Annotated in this window: 17 protein-coding genes; 8 read left to right on the top strand and 9 right to left on the bottom strand. The window is 33.5% G+C overall.

Going from position 1 to position 20,713, the window contains the following annotated elements:
- Positions 1 to 61: 61 nt before the first annotated feature.
- The 3 genes from RAM17_RS05150 to pmbA are packed head-to-tail and all read right to left on the bottom strand — an operon-like array spanning position 62 to position 4,415.
- A complete protein-coding gene (locus RAM17_RS05150) occupies positions 62 to 1,282 on the bottom strand; it encodes a CinA family nicotinamide mononucleotide deamidase-related protein (RefSeq protein WP_110448246.1) in 1,221 nt (406 codons plus the stop codon).
- Positions 1,283 to 1,319: 37 nt separating this feature from the next.
- A complete protein-coding gene (locus tag RAM17_RS05145; RefSeq protein WP_198199255.1) occupies positions 1,320 to 3,056 on the bottom strand; it encodes a SulP family inorganic anion transporter in 1,737 nt (578 codons plus the stop codon).
- A gap of 6 nt (positions 3,057 to 3,062) precedes the next feature.
- Entirely contained in the window at positions 3,063 to 4,415 is a 1,353-nt protein-coding gene (pmbA, locus tag RAM17_RS05140; RefSeq protein ID WP_110448247.1) for a metalloprotease PmbA, read from the bottom strand.
- A gap of 77 nt (positions 4,416 to 4,492) precedes the next feature.
- Here pmbA and yjgA point away from each other — a divergent pair, with 77 nt between their 5' ends.
- The 3 genes from yjgA (at position 4,493) to cspE (ending at position 6,236) form a co-directional block, all read left to right on the top strand.
- A complete protein-coding gene (yjgA, locus tag RAM17_RS05135; protein ID WP_110448248.1) occupies positions 4,493 to 5,029 on the top strand; it encodes a ribosome biogenesis factor YjgA in 537 nt (178 codons plus the stop codon).
- A gap of 69 nt (positions 5,030 to 5,098) precedes the next feature.
- Complete coding sequence (ppa, locus tag RAM17_RS05130) at positions 5,099 to 5,629, top strand: inorganic diphosphatase (protein WP_065578025.1); 531 nt, start codon at positions 5,099 to 5,101, stop codon at positions 5,627 to 5,629.
- 397 nt (positions 5,630 to 6,026) lie between these two features.
- On the top strand, positions 6,027 to 6,236 hold the full coding sequence (gene cspE / locus RAM17_RS05125; protein WP_025315032.1) for a transcription antiterminator/RNA stability regulator CspE: 210 nt from the start codon (positions 6,027 to 6,029) through the stop codon (positions 6,234 to 6,236).
- 142 nt (positions 6,237 to 6,378) lie between these two features.
- Here the strand turns inward: cspE and gapA are convergent, their stop codons facing one another.
- The gene (gene gapA, locus RAM17_RS05120) at positions 6,379 to 7,374 is read right to left on the bottom strand and encodes a glyceraldehyde-3-phosphate dehydrogenase (RefSeq protein ID WP_086363477.1); all 996 of its coding nucleotides are present in this window, start codon (positions 7,372 to 7,374) and stop codon (positions 6,379 to 6,381) included.
- A gap of 469 nt (positions 7,375 to 7,843) precedes the next feature.
- On the opposite strand from gapA, the gene mutS reads away from it, so the two are divergent.
- Positions 7,844 to 10,402, top strand: a complete 2,559-nt coding sequence (mutS, locus tag RAM17_RS05115) for a DNA mismatch repair protein MutS (RefSeq protein WP_110448249.1) — start codon at positions 7,844 to 7,846, stop codon at positions 10,400 to 10,402.
- An 82-nt stretch (positions 10,403 to 10,484) separates the two neighbouring features.
- On the opposite strand, the gene dld is transcribed toward mutS, so the two are convergent.
- Entirely contained in the window at positions 10,485 to 12,200 is a 1,716-nt protein-coding gene (dld, locus tag RAM17_RS05110) for a D-lactate dehydrogenase (protein WP_110448250.1), read from the bottom strand.
- A 244-nt stretch (positions 12,201 to 12,444) separates the two neighbouring features.
- Positions 12,445 to 12,816: a hypothetical protein gene (locus RAM17_RS05105; RefSeq protein WP_146208341.1), complete on the bottom strand. Its 372-nt coding sequence runs from the start codon at positions 12,814 to 12,816 to the stop codon at positions 12,445 to 12,447.
- 252 nt (positions 12,817 to 13,068) lie between these two features.
- On the opposite strand from RAM17_RS05105, the gene RAM17_RS05100 reads away from it, so the two are divergent.
- Positions 13,069 to 13,197 (top strand): hypothetical protein, encoded by a 129-nt coding sequence (locus RAM17_RS05100; protein WP_258334370.1) that lies wholly within the window; start codon positions 13,069 to 13,071, stop codon positions 13,195 to 13,197.
- Positions 13,198 to 13,421: 224 nt separating this feature from the next.
- On the top strand, positions 13,422 to 13,892 hold the full coding sequence (locus RAM17_RS05095) for a hypothetical protein (protein ID WP_146208342.1): 471 nt from the start codon (positions 13,422 to 13,424) through the stop codon (positions 13,890 to 13,892).
- A 214-nt stretch (positions 13,893 to 14,106) separates the two neighbouring features.
- On the opposite strand, the gene RAM17_RS05090 is transcribed toward RAM17_RS05095, so the two are convergent.
- Together RAM17_RS05090 and proP are read right to left on the bottom strand one after the other, a co-directional pair.
- Positions 14,107 to 14,517, bottom strand: coding sequence for a hypothetical protein (locus RAM17_RS05090; RefSeq protein WP_110448253.1), 411 nt, complete (start codon positions 14,515 to 14,517; stop codon positions 14,107 to 14,109).
- A gap of 249 nt (positions 14,518 to 14,766) precedes the next feature.
- A complete protein-coding gene (proP, locus tag RAM17_RS05085; protein WP_110448254.1) occupies positions 14,767 to 16,266 on the bottom strand; it encodes a glycine betaine/L-proline transporter ProP in 1,500 nt (499 codons plus the stop codon).
- A gap of 482 nt (positions 16,267 to 16,748) precedes the next feature.
- On the opposite strand from proP, the gene ypfJ reads away from it, so the two are divergent.
- Together ypfJ and surE are read left to right on the top strand one after the other, a co-directional pair.
- Complete coding sequence (gene ypfJ / locus RAM17_RS05080) at positions 16,749 to 17,618, top strand: KPN_02809 family neutral zinc metallopeptidase (RefSeq protein ID WP_110448255.1); 870 nt, start codon at positions 16,749 to 16,751, stop codon at positions 17,616 to 17,618.
- A 22-nt stretch (positions 17,619 to 17,640) separates the two neighbouring features.
- Positions 17,641 to 18,420 (top strand): 5'/3'-nucleotidase SurE, encoded by a 780-nt coding sequence (gene surE, locus RAM17_RS05075; protein ID WP_181414685.1) that lies wholly within the window; start codon positions 17,641 to 17,643, stop codon positions 18,418 to 18,420.
- 85 nt (positions 18,421 to 18,505) lie between these two features.
- Here the strand turns inward: surE and RAM17_RS05070 are convergent, their stop codons facing one another.
- Positions 18,506 to 19,687 (bottom strand): sugar efflux transporter, encoded by a 1,182-nt coding sequence (locus RAM17_RS05070; RefSeq protein ID WP_110448257.1) that lies wholly within the window; start codon positions 19,685 to 19,687, stop codon positions 18,506 to 18,508.
- Between the last annotated feature and the right edge of the window lie 1,026 nt (positions 19,688 to 20,713).

Genomic DNA, 20,713 nt, shown 5'->3' with positions numbered 1-20,713 from the left:
TAACTAATATTACTATGTTATGCAAAATTCACTATTTTAGATAAATTAAAATAATAAATATTTATTCCATTACCTCTAGCCAAACATTAGCACCTATTATAGGCATATCTAAAAGGTAACGTCGTAAGCCATCCAACGCAATTGCTGCCAAAACTTGTTGCTGCGTTCTTTTGCTTTGACTTCGACCAATATACTTTAAGTTGAAATGCAATACTTTTTTTAATGTTGCAATAATTAAAGTAAATTGACTATTCTTTTCTTGAAAATTGATAATACCGATCGCAATATTAGCACCTTGTTCTTTTAATAATTTTGTGAAATAACTGCTCGGATCATCCAATAATAAAGGTACAATCTCTGATTTTATGACAGGCGCATCAGCTTCGAGCAATTGATAACTAATAATCCCCGCTGATTGCTGTTCAATAATAACGACAGATTGATTTTTATCGTGCAATAATTTTGATACCACATGAGCCAATCCTGACTCATCTAATTCATTTAATACACCTTCATAAAGCAAATTAGCATTAACAATCGATTTAATTTGTTGCCATAGCTTATCCATTTCACTTCTTTGGCTTTCAGGACCCGTTGCTTTTAATTCAATAATAGGCATTGCAGCACGATAACCAATCGTGATATTTTCTGGAATCTCGAGTATGGCGTCAATTTCTTGTGCTAAATCGCTTTCAGTTCGGCCCATTGTTGTTAATCGATAACAAAGTTTGCTATCAGTCAGCGGGTAGTTTAACTTGATCTCGGGGAGAATCTCATTTTTAATCATTTGTTTAAATTCAGAAGGCACACCTGGAGTAAAGAATAATAGACAATTATTCACCTTCATTTTAAAACCGCATGCGGTACCAATAGGATTATCAATTAACGTCGCACTTTGAGGTAACATAGCTTGTTTAATATTACTTGCAGGCATCGCCCTACCACGATTAAGAAAATAACGCTCAAGTGACTTAAGCCATTCTTCGTGTAAAACTAACGATTCATTATTAGCCAGTGCGGCTGCTTGAGCACTAAGATCATCACTAGTCGGCCCTAATCCACCATTGACAATTAAAATGTCATTTTGCAAACTACGCTCTTGCAAAGTATCAATCAGCGTTGATAAATTATCCCCTACTGTATGACGAGAAGTAATGATAATACCTTCTTGAAACAGAAAATCAGATAACCATGCAGCATTAGTATCAATAATTTGACCATATAAAACTTCATCACCGGTACTAAGCATTTCAATTTTAATACGATCTTTGATGTTAGCCATAATTACCCTTAGTTAATTAAAAATGATTATTTAATGTTTAGTTAATAACTTCTTCATCCTCTTTACTATCCATATGCTCCTTACTTTGCACTAATCGCACAGCAAAATAGAGGTCATAAGCAAATTCGATATAATCACTATCTAATTTAAGATTCATCTGTTTAAACCAATTTTTTAATGTTTTGCGTCGACCAGCCAAAATTAGCACAACATTTCTAACTTTTAATGAATTTACCAATTCATCAATACCCGTCAACACACTAACATCTTTATAAGTAAAACAAGGTATCGCATCGACAATGACATAATTGATCGGATCAGCAGAATCATCAATATAATTGATGATTCTACGCTTAAAATAGGCAATATTAAAATAAGTAAGTGGCGAATTAAATCGATAAATCATAGTATTACTCAATGGTTTGACATCTGAACCAATTGAATGAATTCGACCACCATCATCAACACCTAATAGTTGATCATTCGGTCTAAAAACACGACGTAAAAATAAAAATAATCCTAATAAAACCGCCAGCGCCATCCCCGGAATAATACCAATAACTAAAACTGAAATAAGTGTAGTTAAACTTAAATAGAATGCATCGCGATCAAATTTAAAAAACCGAATAATGGTTTGAAAATTAATAAGTGACAACGAAGAATAGATGAGAATCACGCCTAATACGCAGGTAGGAATGTATTGTAATGGAGATAAAAAGAACAACACTACAAAACCAATTAAAACAGCTGCTATGATTGACACTAATTGGGTTTTACCGCCATTAGCATCATTAACAGCTGTTCGAGATGAAGTACCACTAACAACAAATCCTTGGGATAACCCAGCAACTATGTTGGCCATACCCAATGCTTTAAATTCCACATCGGCATTGGTTTCATAATTATTTTTAGAAGCAAAACTACGTACCGTTATCATCATACTAACAAAACAGATAACGGCAATATTAAGAGAAGGAACGACTAGATTTCGCATTAAGCCTTTATCAAAATCTAACCATGATTCTGCTGGAATGAAATCACTGGTCACGCTACCAATAATCCGAACGTTATATTGTTCAAAATTAAACAGCCATGAAAAAAAAGTCATAATAATGACCGCAAACAGTGGTGCCGGATAACGTGGTTTAAATTTTTTTAAAGCTACCAATATTACTAAAGTAAAAAATGAGACTAACGCAGTTAATATATGAATTTGTGATATCTTTAAAGGAAAATAAACAATCCGCTCAATCAAATAAGAGTAGTCATACTGAAATCCCAATGTTTTGGCGAGCTGATCAACCATAATCGTAATTGATATACCATTTAAAAGACCAATTAAAATCGGTTGGCTTAATAAATCAGCTAAAGCCCCTAGGTGAAGTTTACCGGCAATTAGACACCAAATACCAATCATAATGGTTAATAATACAACTAATTGCCAACGTAAAACGGGATCATTAGCAGCTAAAGGGAAAACTACAGCGGCTACAACTGCACAAGTTGCTGTATCTGGCCCAACGATTAATTGTTTAGAAGAACCAAATAGTGCATACACAATCAGTGGCAAGATGGTCGAATATAAGCCAGCAATTGCTCCCACGCCAGTCAGTTCAGCATATGCTATTGAAACTGGTAACGAAACCGCAGCTACTGACAATCCAGCTTTAATATCAAAATTGAGATATTCTCGCTTATAATGCAATAAACTCATCAGCCCAGGCATCCAAAAAATGATTTTTTGGAATAATGCACTATTAGTAAACTTTCCCATGTTTAATTACTTTCCTGCTATACTCATTTTCTCAATCAATATTGAACCACATTGTATATTACTTCTTGTTTCAATATCATTACCTATCGCTACAATATTCTGATATATTTCTTTAAGATTACCGGCAACGGTAATTTCATTAATTGGATATTGGATTTTACCATTTTCAACCCAAAAACCTGTAGCTCCACGCGAATAATCACCGGTCACATTGTTAACACCTTGTCCCATTAATGACGTAATAACAACGCCTTTATCTAGTTTTCTTAACATTGCAGTGAAATCAGCATCAGTTTGGCTTGGTGAGACTAACCAATTATGTATACCACCTGCATGTCCAGTAGATTTCAAACCCAGTTTTTTGGCTGAATAATTACTTAATAAATAAGTTTGCAAAATACCTTGTTCAATAATATTGCGCTTAACAGTTCTCGTCCCTTCACTGTCAAATGGTGAAGAACCTACTCCTCTTAAAATATATGGGTCTTCCAAAATTGTCAGCCAAGCGGGAAAAATTGCTTTTCCTACACTATCCAACAAAAAAGAAGACTTTCGGTAAATCGAACCACCACTAATTGCAGCAACTAAATGCCTTATTAACCCCACTGCTACTTCAGAACAAAAAAGGACAGGTACTTGCATGGTTGGAATTTGTTTAGCACCTAAATGGGCAACAGCTTTCTCAGCAGCTTGTTTTCCTACCCAAACAGGTGATTGCAGCTCATTAATCTCCCGAGACGAAGTATAGGCATAATTACGCTCCATTTGCCCATTTTGCTCAGCAATCACCGAGCAAGAAAGTGAATGCGAACTGGCACAGTAGCCTTGTAACATTCCTAAACTATTACCATAGACATAAACACCATAACGGCTATTAAAATAACCACCATCACAACTTATTAATGAAGACTCAGTAAGCGCTGTTAGTTCCGTCTGTTTAGCTTGTTCTATTGCATTATCAACATTTAAATCACTTGGATGAAAAAGATCTAAATCGGGAATATCAAATGCCATAAACTCTCGATCGCCCAAACCAGAACATGAGTCAGGTGAAGTATATTGCATAATATTGATAGCCATATCCACTGTTTGGCTGATCGCCTGTGGTGACAAGTCACTAGTAGATGCGCTACCCTTACGTTGATTTTGATAAACGGTTATACCTAATGCACCATCACTATTAAATTCAACATTTTCAGTATCACCTTCTCTAGTACTGACACTAATACCAGTAGATTGATTAATCGACACCTCTACTGAATCGACCCGAGCTTGTGCTTGTTTGATAGCATCGGCAACAATAGCGGATAGATGTTGTTGTTGGCTTATCGCATCTTTTTTAATTTGTTCAATACTCATTTTATTATTTTCTACAATTCTGCTAGTGATACGTTATAATATGCCAGAATTTAATTTTAGTTAACAAAAGAAATAGCATGAATAACAATCAAGAGCCAAATCTAGAACCCGACTTCAATATAAATCAAGAAGATGATGAAATTATTTACGTTAGTAAAAGTGAAATCAAAAGAGATGCCGAGGTGCTTAAAAAATTAGGTGTCGAACTTGTCAATTTAAGCAAAAATGAAATAAGTAAAATCCCACTTGATGAAGACTTATTATATGCTATTGAATTAGCTCAAAAAATAAAAAAAGAAGGCTATCGTCGACAAATTCAATACATAGGTAAATTACTTAGAAATCGTGATATTGAACCGATTACACAAGCATTGGATAAACTCAAAAATCGTCATAATCAGCAAGTTGCCATGTTTCACCGATTAGAGAAACTACGTGATGAATTGATCGAAACTGGCGATGCTGAATCAATTATGGAGTTATTTCCTACCGCAGATAGACAGCAATTACGCACACTTGCGCGTTCAGCTAAAAAAGAACTAGCTGCAAATAAACCGCCAAAAACAGCCAGACAAATTTTTCAATATTTAAAAGAATTGAGCGAAACAGAGTAAGTTTTTATAATGTTCGCTTTATATTTATGATTAAACACTACTAACTAATAAAAGATAGAGGATACAAAAATGGGACTATTAAACGTACCAGCCGGTAAAGAATTACCTGATGACATCTATGTTGTGATTGAAATCCCAGCGAATGCTGACCCAATTAAATATGAAGTCGATAAAGATACAGGTGCAGTATTTGTTGATAGATTTATGGCAACTGCAATGTTTTATCCATGTAATTACGGTTATATTAATCACACTTTATCACTTGATGGAGATCCAGTTGACGTATTAGTTCCAACTCCATACCCATTACAACCAGGTTCTGTAATTCGTTGTCGTCCAGTTGGTGTTTTGAAAATGACTGATGAAGCAGGTTCTGATGCTAAACTAGTTGCAGTACCGCATACTAAACTATCAAAAGAATATGACCATATTAAAGATGTAGACGATTTACCTGAATTATTAAAATCACAAATCAAACACTTCTTTGAACAATACAAAGCACTAGAAAAAGGTAAATGGGTAAAAGTTGATGGTTGGGATAATGCTGAAGCCGCTCGTAAAGAAATAATTGAATCTTTTGAAAGAGCCAAACAGAAGTAATCCTACCTAAATTATTCAAAAAAGTAATCATTTCTACTGAGTCATAAGAAAAATTTTTTATGATTCAGTTTTTAAACTTTTTTTTACTTTCGAAATAACTTCAATAACTTAGCACCACTACAATTTGTCATTTATCAAATTACACAATTTAATATAAAAATTTTATATAAAACCGCGCACTAAGATGAAAAAATTGTCATTAACATCTTGCTTTCGATTTTAAATTGTGAGGTAATAGTAACGGGCTAACAACAAGAAGCATTTTTATGAAAACGATTAACTTTCTAATTTAGTTCCAGACTAGTTAGATTAGTTTATGAGTGGGTGTATTAATGTTTAGTTAATGCCTAAACTGCCGATAAGGCAAATTATTAATTATTGTTAGGATGTCTAGTAAATGAATAAAAAAACAGGCCAAGTAAAATGGTTCAACGAAAGTAAAGGTTTCGGTTTTATCACTCCAGCCGATGGCAGCAAAGATGTATTCGTACATTTTTCTGCAATCTCTGGTGATGGCTTTAAAACCTTAGCTGAAGGACAACAAGTCGAATTTGCTATCCAAGATAGCCCTCGTGGACCAGCAGCGGCTGAAGTAGTTGTTATCTAATTAAACTTTAATTAAATAATAAAAACAAAACGCCTATTTCTCGAAATAGGCGTTTTTTTTATTAAGGTAGAATATAATTTCCCTTTCTAGAATTAAAAAAAGCGACACAAGGTCGCTTTTTTGCAATTACAACTGCTTCTAATTATTTAGCAACAACTGCAATTAAGTCTAATACTTTGTTTGAGTAACCAACTTCGTTATCATACCAAGAAACTAATTTAACAAAGTTGTCACTTAATTGGATACCAGCTTTAGCATCAAATACAGAAGTACAAACTTCACCTAAGAAATCTGTAGACACAACGTCATCTTCAGTATAACCAAGAACGCCTTTCATTGGACCTTCTGCTGCTGCTTTGATAGCTTTACAGATGTCTTCGTATTTAGCTGGTTTTTCTAAACGTGCAGTTAAGTCAACAACAGAAACGTCAGGAGTTGGAACACGGAAAGCCATACCAGTTAATTTACCATTTAATTCAGGAATAACTTTACCTACAGCTTTAGCTGCACCAGTTGATGATGGGATGATGTTTTGAGCAGCACCACGACCACCACGCCAATCTTTGTGAGATGGACCGTCAACAGTTTTTTGAGTTGCTGTAGTTGCGTGAACAGTAGTCATTAACGCTTCAACGATACCGAAGTTATCATTAACTACTTTAGCTAAAGGCGCTAAACAGTTAGTAGTACAAGAAGCATTAGAAACGATATCTTGACCTGCATATTCTTTATCATTAACACCCATAACAAACATTGGAGTATTGTCTTTAGATGGGCCAGTTAAAACAACTTTTTTAGCACCAGCTTGGATGTGTTTACGAGCAGTTTCATCAGTTAAGAATAAACCAGTTGCTTCAGCTACAACATCAACACCTACTTCATTCCATTTTAAGTTCGCAGGATCTCTTTCAGCAGTAACGCGGATTGTTTTACCGTTAACGATTAATTTACCGTCTTTAACTTCAACAGTACCATCAAAACGACCGTGAGTTGAATCATATTTAAGCATATAAGCCATATAATCAACGTCTAATAAATCATTGATAGCAACGATTTCGATGTCAGAGCGTTTTTGAGCAGCACGGAAAACAATACGACCGATACGGCCAAAACCATTAATACCTACTTTGATTGTCATAACAATTACCTTCTTTTTGTTTTAAATGATAAAAATAACTTGCAGTAAACTACCAAATTTTGGGGGCTTATTCAAGACCATTACACATAATTAGGCACGAATTAATCAAATAGTTTTTAACCATAAAAGAAATTATGGACAATATTAAATAAAATCAAATAATTAATGTAATGAAAATTTTTACTCTCAGCATAAAAATAACCACTGCATTAAGTAAAAATAATTCGTTATAATAAGTTGGATTATAAGAATGATACCGCTTCAAATTAAGTAACAATTTCATAGCGAAGATTTTATCGACCATAAACCTAATATATATTATTCTAGCAATAATTTATGCTAGCTTAGCTTAGTTACAAAATTTTACTATCATAAGCCATTTGGCTGTCTGACTATGGGATTCTGCGATAGAAGTTGAAATTGTAATAGATTTGATAAATTGAATTTTAAACATTAAAGAAATAACACTATGACTGATAACCAAGATTTTACCGACCACACACCAATGATGCGCCAGTATCTAAAGTTGAAAGCTGAAAATCCTGATATTTTGCTATTTTATCGTATGGGGGATTTTTATGAGATGTTTTATGAAGATGCTAAACGTGGTTCACAGCTCTTGGATATTTCACTAACCAAACGAGGCTCATCTAATGGTCAACCTATTCCGATGGCCGGAGTACCTTACCATGCGGTTGAAAGTTATTTAGCCAAACTCATTTCACTTGGTGAATCAGTCGCAATTTGCGAACAAATTGGTGATCCTGCAACAAGTAAAGGACCTGTTGAACGTAAAATTGTTCGTATTGTTACTCCCGGTACTGTTAGTGATGAATTATTGTTAGAAGATCGCAAAGACAATTTACTTGCTTGTATTTGGCAACAAAAAGAACACTTTGGTTATGCAACTTTAGACATGAGTTCTGGCCGTTTCTTTGTATTTGAATGTGATAATCCCGAAGCAATACAAGCAGAATTACAACGAACCGCGCCTGTCGAATTACTCTATCCAGAAAATTTCGAATCGCTGTCTTTGATTGAACATCGTCATGGTTTAAGGCGAAGACCTATATGGGATTTCGATCTTGAAACGGCAAAACAACAACTTAATTTACAATTTGGTACTAATGATTTAGTTGGTTACGGAGTTGAGAATTGTCATTATGCATTATGTGCAGCAGGTTGCTTATTGCAATATGTCAAAGATACCCAACGCACAGCTATGCCTCATATTCGATCAATAATTAAAGAATCGCCTGTTGATTTTGTAGTCTTAGATGCAGCTACCAGAAAAAACTTAGAAATTACTGAAAATTTATCGGGTGGCACTGAACATACCGTTGCCGACATTTTAGATAAAACCCAAACCGCTATGGGTAGTCGAATGCTCAAAAGATGGTTGCATTCACCAATACGCAATCTATCTATCTTACACAATCGGCAACAAGCAATAAGTGAATTACAAAATAATATTATCGATTTACAACCGTTATTAAAACAAATCGGTGATCTTGAACGAATTTTGGCAAGATTAGCATTAAGAAGTGCACGTCCGCGTGATTTTGCTCGATTACGTGATGCCTACAACCTTTTACCACAACTTCAGCAATCATTGTCTGAACTTAAGGCACCGGCACTCATTGCATTGCGAGCTAAAATCAATCAATTTGATCAAATAGCCGATCTATTAAATCGAGCAATTATTGAATCACCACCAGTAATTATTCGTGATGGAGGTGTCATTGCTAGCGGTTACAATCAAGTGTTGGACGAACTGCGTGATCTAGCCGATGGTGCAACCAACTATTTAGAACAGCTCGAAATTCGCGAGCGTGAAACTTTAGGCATTGATACATTGAAAGTTGGTTTTAATGCGGTTCATGGTTATTATATCCAAATTAGCCGTGGCCAAAGTCATTTAGCACCAATCCATTATACCCGAAGACAAACACTAAAAAATGTCGAACGCTATATTATTCCTGAGTTAAAAGAGTATGAAGATAAAGTCTTAACATCTAAAGGTCGAGCTTTAGCTCTAGAAAAACAACTTTATGAACAACTATTCGATCAACTGATGCCATCATTAGCTGATATGCAAATCAGTGCTGATGCAATTGCGGAACTTGATGTACTAACCAACCTTGCTGAAAGAGCCTTGACGCTTAATTATTATTGTCCAACCTTAACCAATCAAGCAGGTATTGAAATCAAAGATGGCCGACACATTGTAATAGAACAGGTATTACAAAAGCCATTTATTGCCAACTCATTATCATTATCACCAAATAGAAGAATGCTAATTATAACTGGTCCAAACATGGGTGGTAAAAGTACCTATATGCGTCAAGCTGCATTAATCATTCTACTTGCTTATATTGGTAGTTTCGTTCCTGCCTCTAAAGCAATCATTGGTCCTGTTGATCGTATTTTTACACGGATTGGTGCTTCCGATGACTTAGCTTCGGGACGTTCAACCTTTATGGTGGAAATGACTGAAACCGCTAATATTATGCATAATGCGACACCAAATAGTTTAGTTTTAATGGACGAAATTGGGCGTGGAACGTCAACTTATGATGGTCTGTCACTAGCATGGGCATGTGCTGAAAATTTGGCTAACCAAATCAAAGCAATGACTCTATTTGCTACCCACTATTTTGAACTAACTCAATTGCCAGAACAGATGCAAGGTGTTTATAACATCCATTTTGATGCAATAGAACATGATAATACTGTCGCCTTTATTCATGAAGTCTCAGAAGGTGCTGCAAGCAAGAGTTTCGGTATAGCGGTAGCAGGACTTGCAGGAGTACCTAAAACCATCTTAAAACGCGCCAAACAAAAACTAAAAGAGCTAGAAGTCATTTCTAAACAATCAGCTAATAGCTATGTTGAAAGCTCACAACTTACCTTTATTGGCGATGCAGAACCATCAGAAGTCGAACTAGCCCTACAACAGATCGATCCTGATGCACTAACACCAAAACAAGCGTTAGAAACCATTTACCAATTAAAAAAATTACTTTAACTAATCAACAATAATAGTAAATTAATCAAAAACCGCCATTAAATTAATAGTGGCGGTGATAATTTTAGAATTTTGGTTTGAATTATTTCCAAAATTTCTTCTTGGAGGTTTTACCAATACCTGGATTGAAACTATTAGTTGGATCTAACTCATGGTAAAAGTTTTTCAAATCTGAATTAGCATGATACAAATGGCCAACATTATGTTCAGCTGGATATTGCGCTCCACGCTGATCAAGTATCACCAACATCTCCTCTTCCACTTTAGCACAGTCAGTACCTTTTTTTGCCAAATAGTCTTGATGGAACACTGAACAGAAAAAATGACCATAATATAACTTATGAATAAAATGCTGACTAATGCTTTCAGGCAAGGTTTCGAACCAATCTTTATCATTACGTCGTAAAGCGATATCTAACGCGACTAAATCCTCAACCGTTTTAGTATGCACATTACGATAAACTGTCGCCGCACCAGCAACGGCAAAACGGTGCAACATTGCGGCTTCTGCCTCTTTATCATTACAACGAAAATAACTGCCATTACGTTTTTCCGTTGAACTGGTAGCAAAATAGTCCTGCAAAAATGCCTCAGCTTCAGCTATGCCTCCATCAGACATTTTTAAAATCAAATGATGTTCATAACGATCACGATAATCACGCATCGATTTTGGCAAATGATTTGGCCACAATTTACAAACAGTCACGGCAAATTTATCGGAAAAACTGCCCGAAATGAAGGGAATTTTACTCATTATTCGATCAACAAAATTCTTCAAAGCATACATGCGAGGTATGTTATCGGTGCCCAATTTTTGGATCGCTAAAAATAGATGTTTACCATATACTGCAGCTATATCAAACGCATCTCGATGAATATACTCACCAGATACTGGTAAATTTTTAAATTGTCCTAAAATATGACGACGAATATCATCCAGTTCATTGGTATTATTCGTGCCAATATAAAACACTGCAGTATTTTCTTCTAATGGAAACGTATCTAATCGCACCGCAAATACCATTAACCGCCCTGCACTACCTGACGCTTCGTAGTGACGAGCTGGATCTGCATTATATCGAGCCGGCGTATCAGCATCGATTTGTCGCACATGATCACAATAATGGTGATCATGCCCTAAACCTGCGTTCGGGTTAACATCTTTATCGGTATAAACACGATTTTGTAGATTTTGTAAAATATCTTCAGGCGTATCGCCTAACTCAATACCTAAATGATTAACCAAATGTAACTGCCCTTGCTCGTCCAATTGAGCAAATACTGCCATTTGAGTATAAGCTGGCCCCCGTTGAATTAACGCACCACCCGAATTATTACAAACGCCACCTAATACTGAAGCACCAATACAAGACGAGCCAATCACTGAATGTGGTCCACGATGATATTTTTTTAGTTCTTTTTCTAAATGAAATAACGTACTACCCGGCAAACAGACAACCTGATCGCCATTTTCAATTACTTGAATACCATCTAATCGACGGGTACTTACAATAACTATCGGTCTATCATAATCATTACCATCTGGCGTTGAACCACCTGTTAAACCAGTGTTAGCTGATTGAGTTATTACAATAACATCAGCTTCAACACAAGCTTTTAAAACTTGCCACTGCTCTAATAGTGTGCCAGGTATAACCACCGCTAATGCATCCCCTAGGCCAAAACGCGCACCTTGGCGATAAGGTAAAGTACGACTTGGATCAGTTAAGGTATATTTATCGCCAACAATACTTTTTAACTTTTCAACAAGGCCTGATGTACTATTATTCACTGTCATTTTGGTTCCCTTATTTAAATTAGAATTAGACAAATATTCAACTCTTCCTGATCATATTATAACCAATTAAATTTGTTGAAAAGAGCACATTACACTTTACAGAGAGAAAGAACAAAACTGACACAAAAAGCTAAAAGGAATAAAAATAAAAGATAATTATTAGTGTATAGAGGTGGTATAAAGAATGAAGATTAAAGTTTTATTGAACAATGCATACATTTTTGAGTTTTAAAAATAGCGTTCCTCAACTTTTTTTGCTAAAAAATTCTTTTAGTCGATAAAAATACTTTCCTAAAAAAGCAAATATACGGTGTTGGTTACTATTCTTTTTTAGTTTTTTAAATTCTTGAACTGATTTTATTAATGGTACATCTGTTTTGAATATTTTTTTCGGTTTCTTTGGCTTTCTAATATTTTTATTTTGTATTCGATTTTCAATAACGCCAACAATACTAATCATAATAACAAATAATATGATTAAAAATTCAGAAAAAATAAAGAAAAATACCTGTTCACTATTGCCCCTAATAGTATAAAATCTTGTTGATACTACAGCTGCATAGCTATCTGTGATCGTCAGCAAAAATAGCATGAGAAATAAAAAAACACTTTTCAAATTTAACATTCCTTTGTCACTATATTCTTAAGTGATGACTGAAAATAAGCATACAACAAAGTATAAAATTTGCATATAAATTAGATAATTTTAGATTGTATTTCATTAGAAAAATCATTTAATTTTTCCAATTATATTATATAGGTTATGCAGATAATTTAAACATTGTTGTATTATAGATTTCATAACTTCATAATTAAAAAATATAGTTTAATCGCTTCAATATCTCGTTCGTTTCGTATCGGTGCTTTAATGACCTTATATATCGGTGGACAAGTAGGATTTAAACTCCGAATAATTGAAGAAACACCTGAAGAAGAAAAAATTGAATCGACATTATCGTTATTAGACGGTCAACAACGAATTACTTCAATGTATTAAGTAACTTTCCACAAACAAACTGTTGAAACAAGCACACCTAAAAGTAAAAAGTTAAACGCAGATTTATATTGATAGAAAAAAGCCTTAGATTCTAATATAGATAGAGAAGAAGCAATTATAGATATTGCTGAAGATAAAAATTTGAAAAGGATAAGAAGATTAACTCAGATTTAATTCTTTGTACATTAACTATTTAATATATTAAAATTTAAAATAAATATTGAATGGTTGGGAATATAATAACTAAATTTTATAATAATATGATGAAAAAACTTTATTTATTGATTATTTTCTTTTTTCTATTTTATAGTAGTAAGTCTGCAATTGCCGAACAAAAAACTATTGATGTAAATCCTATTAAAGAAACATCAGTAGTGCCAGAAAAAAATACTCAATCTCAATATATTTCTTATGAAATGGTGAAAAATTTATCCTTAGATGATGCACTAGAGAAATTTCCTTCCTATAAAAAAGAAACATATATTTTAGGAACTACTCAAGGTCTAATAACAGAATTTAGGATAGGGCTGCTTAATATTTTCAAACAAGACGAAATTAAACAGGGGAAAATTAAAATAACCGAAATAACTTGGCAAATTAATGCTGTAGAAAATTTAACAGTTTGGTATCACCTACAAAAGGAACAATGGCTACCTATAGATCATTATATTTGGCATAAAGATTCGCTGTTTTAATCTGTTAAAAAATAGTTTGCCACCAATGACGACCACTATCTACAATTTAATAAGAGATCCATTTTATTAGTAAATGGATCTTAACGCTAAATTATAGAATCAAAAATCAAGTATAAAAAATACTAGAACAACGTAGTTTATCTTATAATCCGAAATGCTTTACAAAGCGAATACAACATGCAATCACTTTCAATTTCATCTTAATAAAATTCAATTATTCATTTTCAATAACGAGTTTATAATCTTTTGCAATAATATCAAAAACATAATCATATGTTTGTAATACATAGTGTTTATGATCTTCGCTTATCTTAGAGGATATGCTGCCGTTTTTTAACTCTTGAATTAAACTAGAATTACAAACTAAATCAAAAGATGAATCTAATTTTTTTTCATTTATATAAAGATCTAATTCGCAACACTGATAATAAATAACACCAGAAAAAGAAAAAATATATGGAATAAAATGTTTGTCAGAATTTATACCCGTCAATGAGGAGCTAAATTCACCTTTAATAATACAACAATATTCTGTACCAAATATCTGTCTAAATTCATCCAAATAAATAGCATCTCTGCCATAAATAATACCTATCTCTTTAGTTTTAATAGCCCTGTATTCCATATTATTGAATCATCCAGTTTTTAATTTTTTATATTAACTTAATATTAACAAGCACTAAAGTGCAAAAGTCAGTAGATAAATTTTGCACTAACAGGACCCATTAGCTGTATCCGATTGCATTATAGAAAATATAAAATCGCACATTTATAGGAATAAAGCATTTTATTTCTGCAAATTCCTAATCAACCAGAATAATTAAGTAAATAAAAAATTTTGCATATCTTTATATTTTTGTTGAAGTAATACTTTCTAATCCAATTTTGGATGTTGATCAACCAGTTCTTGTCTTTTATTTTGTAGTTTTTCGATCTGTTGATCAATATCTTCTACTTCATCTTCAATAGAATCAAAATGTTCAGATAAGAGAGCTTTGGCTTCATAGCGATCAGCCGCAGTTGGAGTCGTACCGTGCAATGGTTTTTTAGCTGTTTCGTGCATTGCAAGACCAGTAATAACACCAATAAAACCTATCATCATTAAGTAATAAGCTGGCATAAATAAATTGCCGGTTGATTCAACTAACCATGCCACTAGTGTTGGTGTTAACCCTGCAACAATAATCGCAATATTAAAAATACTGGCAATGGCACTATAGCGAATATTAGTTGGAAACATTGCCGGCAATATTGAAGTGATAATTCCAGTAAAACAGTTTATGAATAACGCTAAAACAAATACTCCTAAAAAGACGAGTGGAATATGTTGGCTATTAATTAACACAAATGCTGGATAAGATAAAAGAAGTAAGCCAATACTACCAATCAATATAAAGGGCTTGCGACCTATTTTGTCACTTAATAAGCCAATTATGGGTTGAATAATTAACATCCCAACCATAATAGCGATAATAATTAGCAAGCCGTGCTCAGTATCATAATTTAGGTTATGTGCTAAATAGCTTGGCATATAAGTTAATAATAAGTAAAAAGACACATTAGTCACAATGATCAATCCAGCACAAATTAAGATATGTCGCCAATATTGGCTAATAATTTGTTTTAGCGCAGTAGTTGATGATGTTTCAGCTATGTCAGCTGATTGCCTAGCCTCAAGGTGCTGTTGAAAAGTTGGGGGTTCTTCTGAGATATGATGCAATATAAAGCTAATTATACCTAAAGGTAAAGCGATTAAAAATGGGATACGCCAGCCCCAACTGTACAAAGACGACTGACTAAGTAGCATAGACAAAAATACTACTATACCTGCCCCTAAAATAAATCCAACCATTGAACCAAAATCAAGCCAGCCACCAATAAAACCTCGTTTACGATCTGGTGAATATTCAGCAACAACTGTTGCTGAACCTGAATATTCGCCACCTATTGAGAAACCTTGAGCTAATTTAACAATTAATAACAGAACTGGTGAGGTAACACCAATAGTTTCATAAGTGGGAATAAGGCCAATACCAAACGTACTTAATGACATTATCACTAAACTAATCGATAACACTTTTTGACGGCCAATATTATCACCAATTAAACCAAAAATAATGCCACCTAATGGGCGAATGAAAAAGGGAATCGAAAAAGTGGATAATGCAGCAATAATTTGCACACTAGGAGATACATGAGGAAAAAATATCTGTCCGATAATATAAGCCAAAAAACTGTAAACCCCAAAATCATACCATTCAATAGCATTACTAAAAGCCGATGCCCAAGTCGCTTTTTTTAATTGATTATCATCAATAATGGGAATATCCGTAATGTCTAACGGTTTATTATTCGTTTTATTCACTTTTGCCATAAAATACCGCCTTTTAAATTAATCAATATCAAGATTTAAATCCAAATAATTAACTTTAATTAGCTACTATGCCAAACAGCAGTAGTTATCATTACCCGACTTGACTTACTTTTTGTTGAAAGTGTACGATTATTATTAATAGAAGACCATATCACAATGATTGATACAGTAAAAAAGATAAAATCGTAAAGTTGTAAAAATGTATAATAAGTAACACTGACAAATAATTAGAGTTATCTAAGTGACTAGATAAAGAATTAAGACAAAACTTTAATCACATATAATTGCAAATTTAGTTTTGTTTATACGAATAATACTCCAAAGAGTATAACCAAAATTATATACCTAAAATCAGCAAAAATAACGCTCTTATCATACTATTTTATCATTTACTTTTTTAATCAAGTAATGGATGTCTATTGCTAGTAACCTTATCTATAATCCTTTAAAATAATATAACTTAAACTGATGAGGTATTCCCTATGCGTTGGAGAAACCAAAGAGAGAGTGATAACATTGAAGATCGCCGCTCACAATCAGGAAGTGATATTGGAACAAGGATTCCAATTGGTGGTAAAGGTAAAATTATTTTATTTATTGTCGTGTTAGTTGCTGGTTATTACGGCGTTGATTTAACTGGCTTACTGAATAGCAATCTGATTGATTTAGACGATACCACATCCATATCATCAACATTGCCTGTTGATAATAGTTCTATAAATAATAATGCAACTAAATTTACCTCAATTATCTTGGCCAGTACTGAAGATTATTGGAGTCAAGAGTTTCAACAATTAGGTAAAACCTATATTGCACCTAAATTAGTACTTTATAGTGGTGCAACTCGAACTGCTTGTGGCACAGGTCAAGCAATGATGGGGCCATTTTATTGTAATCTCGATCAAACGGTTTACCTTGATCTATCATTTTATCAAGAGATGAAACAACGCCTTGGAGGCGGTGGTGATTTTGCTCAAGGCTACGTGATTGCTCACGAAGTAGGACATCATGTACAAAACTTACTTGGGATTTTTGCTAAGGTTGAACAATTAAGGCAAAATCAATCTAACGAGACCAATAACCAGTTATCAGTCAAACTTGAATTACAAGCCGATTGTTATGCTGGATTATGGGGAAATGCCATGCAAAAACAGAATATTTTAGAAATGGGTGATATCGAACAAGCCCTAAATACCGTACAAGCAATTGGCGATGATCGCTTACAACAGCAAAATAATGGTTATATAATTCCTGATAGTTTTACTCATGGTTCATCAAAACAACGTTATAGTTGGTTTAAACGTGGTTTTGATAGTGGAGCAATTGATCAGTGCAATACATTTATTCAATAAGGAAATTAAAAAGGAAATAAGTATGTCGAAAAAATTAGTCAACCGAGTTTTATTAGTTAATGATGATGGAATTGATGCACCTGGGATCCGAATTTTAAAGAGTATTGCTGAAAATATTGCCAACGAAGTTTGGATAGTTGCACCAGTTGTCGATCAAAGTGGTGTTTCTTGTTCAGTTAGTTTGAAATCACCATTTCGCGTACAAAAGCGTAACCAAACAGAATATGCAGTTTATGGTACACCAGCTGACTGTTCGTTATTTGCCATCAAATCATTAATGGCTGCACAATTACCAGATTTGGTTCTATCTGGGATTAACAATGGTTCAAACTTAGGCTTTGAAACTGTATTATCAGGAACAGTTGGCGCAGCAATGATGGCTATGACACTTGGTGTGCCAGCAATAGCATTGAGTCAAGTGAGTAGTGAGGACAATATACCAACAGATTGGCATTGCTCAACTCATCTTGCTGAGTCAGTAATAAGGCAATTGCTATCCCTAACGACACCAAAGAATACTTGTTTTAATATTAATTTTCCTAATTGCCGAGCAGAGCAAATAAAAGGAATTAAAATCACCAAGCAAGGGACTGCTGATGTTAGCAAATTTGTAGTTGCTGAAACACAAGATCCTGAAGGTCATGAATATTTTTGGTTTAGAGCACAACGCAATCAAAATGTGCTTGATGATGATAAGGAGCTTGATGCAGCCAATAATGGCTATATCGCGATTACGCCATTACATTATGAACGTACTGATTACGACTTTTATCAACAAATAAAAGCTACATTTAACGTTTAACTTTTTGTTTTATGGAATTATTGCGTCTTCCTTGATTAGCTAAATAATCAGGAAGACGTAAAATATAAGTATAAAGCTTTTGAAATTATTTCTTAACCAATGCACAAAAGACAAAAGAAATAGTAACCATCACTAAGCCAATCCAATAAATTATTTCATGACCATATGCTTGTGATGCAAAACCTTGAATAATCCCAGCCAAAATAACACTACAAATAATGCCATTATTAAATAAAGTTGAAGCAACCCCCATTCGAGTTGGTAACAAGTCTTGAAAATAGATAATACCAATATTGGCAACGATGCCAATAAATAGTGCGTTAAAAATCTGCAATACATATAACATGGTTGGGTCAGTGAATAAAATCATACCAACATAAAATAAAATTCCGCAAATGATAGCGATAAAAAACAGATTTCGCTTACCTAATGCTGGCACCATATAGCCAGCAATTATCATTACTGGAATCTCAATCCCTGCAGCCAGCCCCATTAACGCACCAGGTAATGAATCAGAAAGATGCAATACCTTTTCAACATAAATTGGCATATCGATAATATACATCATATTAGCAGTCCACATAAAAATAGTAGAAAGTAGCAAACACATCACATTACGATTAGTAAAAATTGATTGATTAGCGGTAGCTAACTGACCAGGACTAAGTGAGCTGATTGACTTCTTTTCTACTGGTGGTAAAAAAACTGCTACTACAAACATGGATATGATAAACATCGACATCGCACATAAATACATTGAGGTAAAACCATAATGGATAGCTAAACCAAATGATAATGGCGGACCAATAACCCATGCCAAAGATAATTGCGCTCTAATCAATGAATTAAATGCAACAGCATTACGGCCACTTTTTTCAGCATATTCTCGCGCCATAGCAAAAACTTGTGGCATGGCAGCCGAAGCTAACGCTGCAAAAAATACGCCTAATGTAATTAATACATAATAGTTACGTGAATAAGCAAAAATCAGACTATTTGCTAATCCCATCAAGCAACAAAAAATAACAATCTTACGTCTGTCACCTTTGTTGTCTGAATATTTGGCTAACAAATAACTACCGATAATACTAGCTAATGCATTAATTGAGAAAAAGATACCTACCAAACGAGGATCAGCACCCACTTCAAATGATAAGAAACGACTTAAGGTGGGTGATTGCAATGCACCAGCCACACCAATAATAAATGTAGTCACTAAAAAAGCGCCAAAAATTACGCCCGATTTTCGAAGAGATGAAGAAGTCATAATAGGAACTTAACAATTTGATAATGTGTGATAATTATATCCCTAAAAGTAGTGTGAATATAGGCTTAAGTTTGATCAGTAGCTAATTATTCAAGCAATAGTTAATATTAATAATAAAATAAATTTGTGCTAATGATTTTTTCACCATTAAATTAAACGATCAATGCCATTAAGTTTGCCATCAAACGCAGAGAAAACAATTGTTACTGAACAGCCATATAACCACTTAAGTCAAAATCACCAGCAGGTTTAAATCCTCATGACTTAGGTTTAGATTTCTTTACTACTATAGGAATGGCTTTTTCTTTGATGATTAAATAATTGTAGTAATTGAGGATAACAAACGAGTTTTTTGAAAAGAGTTCCTAATTTTTAATTCGAGAAAAGACAAAAGATGAATATTTTTAATCCTCTTAAAAACCCTTTCCTCAAAAATTTCTAAACATTATTTCTATAAAAAAATTTGAACCAAAAAAGTTTCGGTATCTTAATCATCATTGAATAAATAGGTAAGCGACATGGTTTAGTAAAACTAAAATAATATATAAACTGGGTAAATTACAGAAAATATATTATTAATTGAATTATTTTTTATTATTCAATTAATCTAGTATTTACTAAACCATGCATGAAACCAATAGATTGATAGTAATCTCTTTATCAACAATAAGTTAGCAAATTTTTACTTTAATCGAATTGATTTAAATCAATTTTATTGACAAATCCTGAATAAATTCATAAACAATTTCAACAGAAAATATCTCGACAACAACAAAAATTCATGATTATTCCAATCTTTGGTTAGAGAACATCCATGTTAATTAACAAAAATACCTTTTTTTGTACTGGTTAGTATAAATAATTTATTTTTTTTTACAATTTTAGTTTTAAAAAAATTGTTAAGATATGTAAATAAATTTCAAAATTACTATTCCATTTTCTTTATTATGTTTTACAAATTTAGTTAAAAAAGATTTCTTTTTGTTTTTTTGAGTGTACAATCAAAATCATCCACAAAAAGAGGTA

The sequence above is a fragment of the Gilliamella apis genome (assembly GCF_030758615.1).
GTDB lineage: Bacteria > Pseudomonadota > Gammaproteobacteria > Enterobacterales > Orbaceae > Gilliamella > Gilliamella apis_A.
Note: the sequence above shows the minus strand (reverse complement) of the source record. Positions and strands in the feature narration are given on the sequence as shown.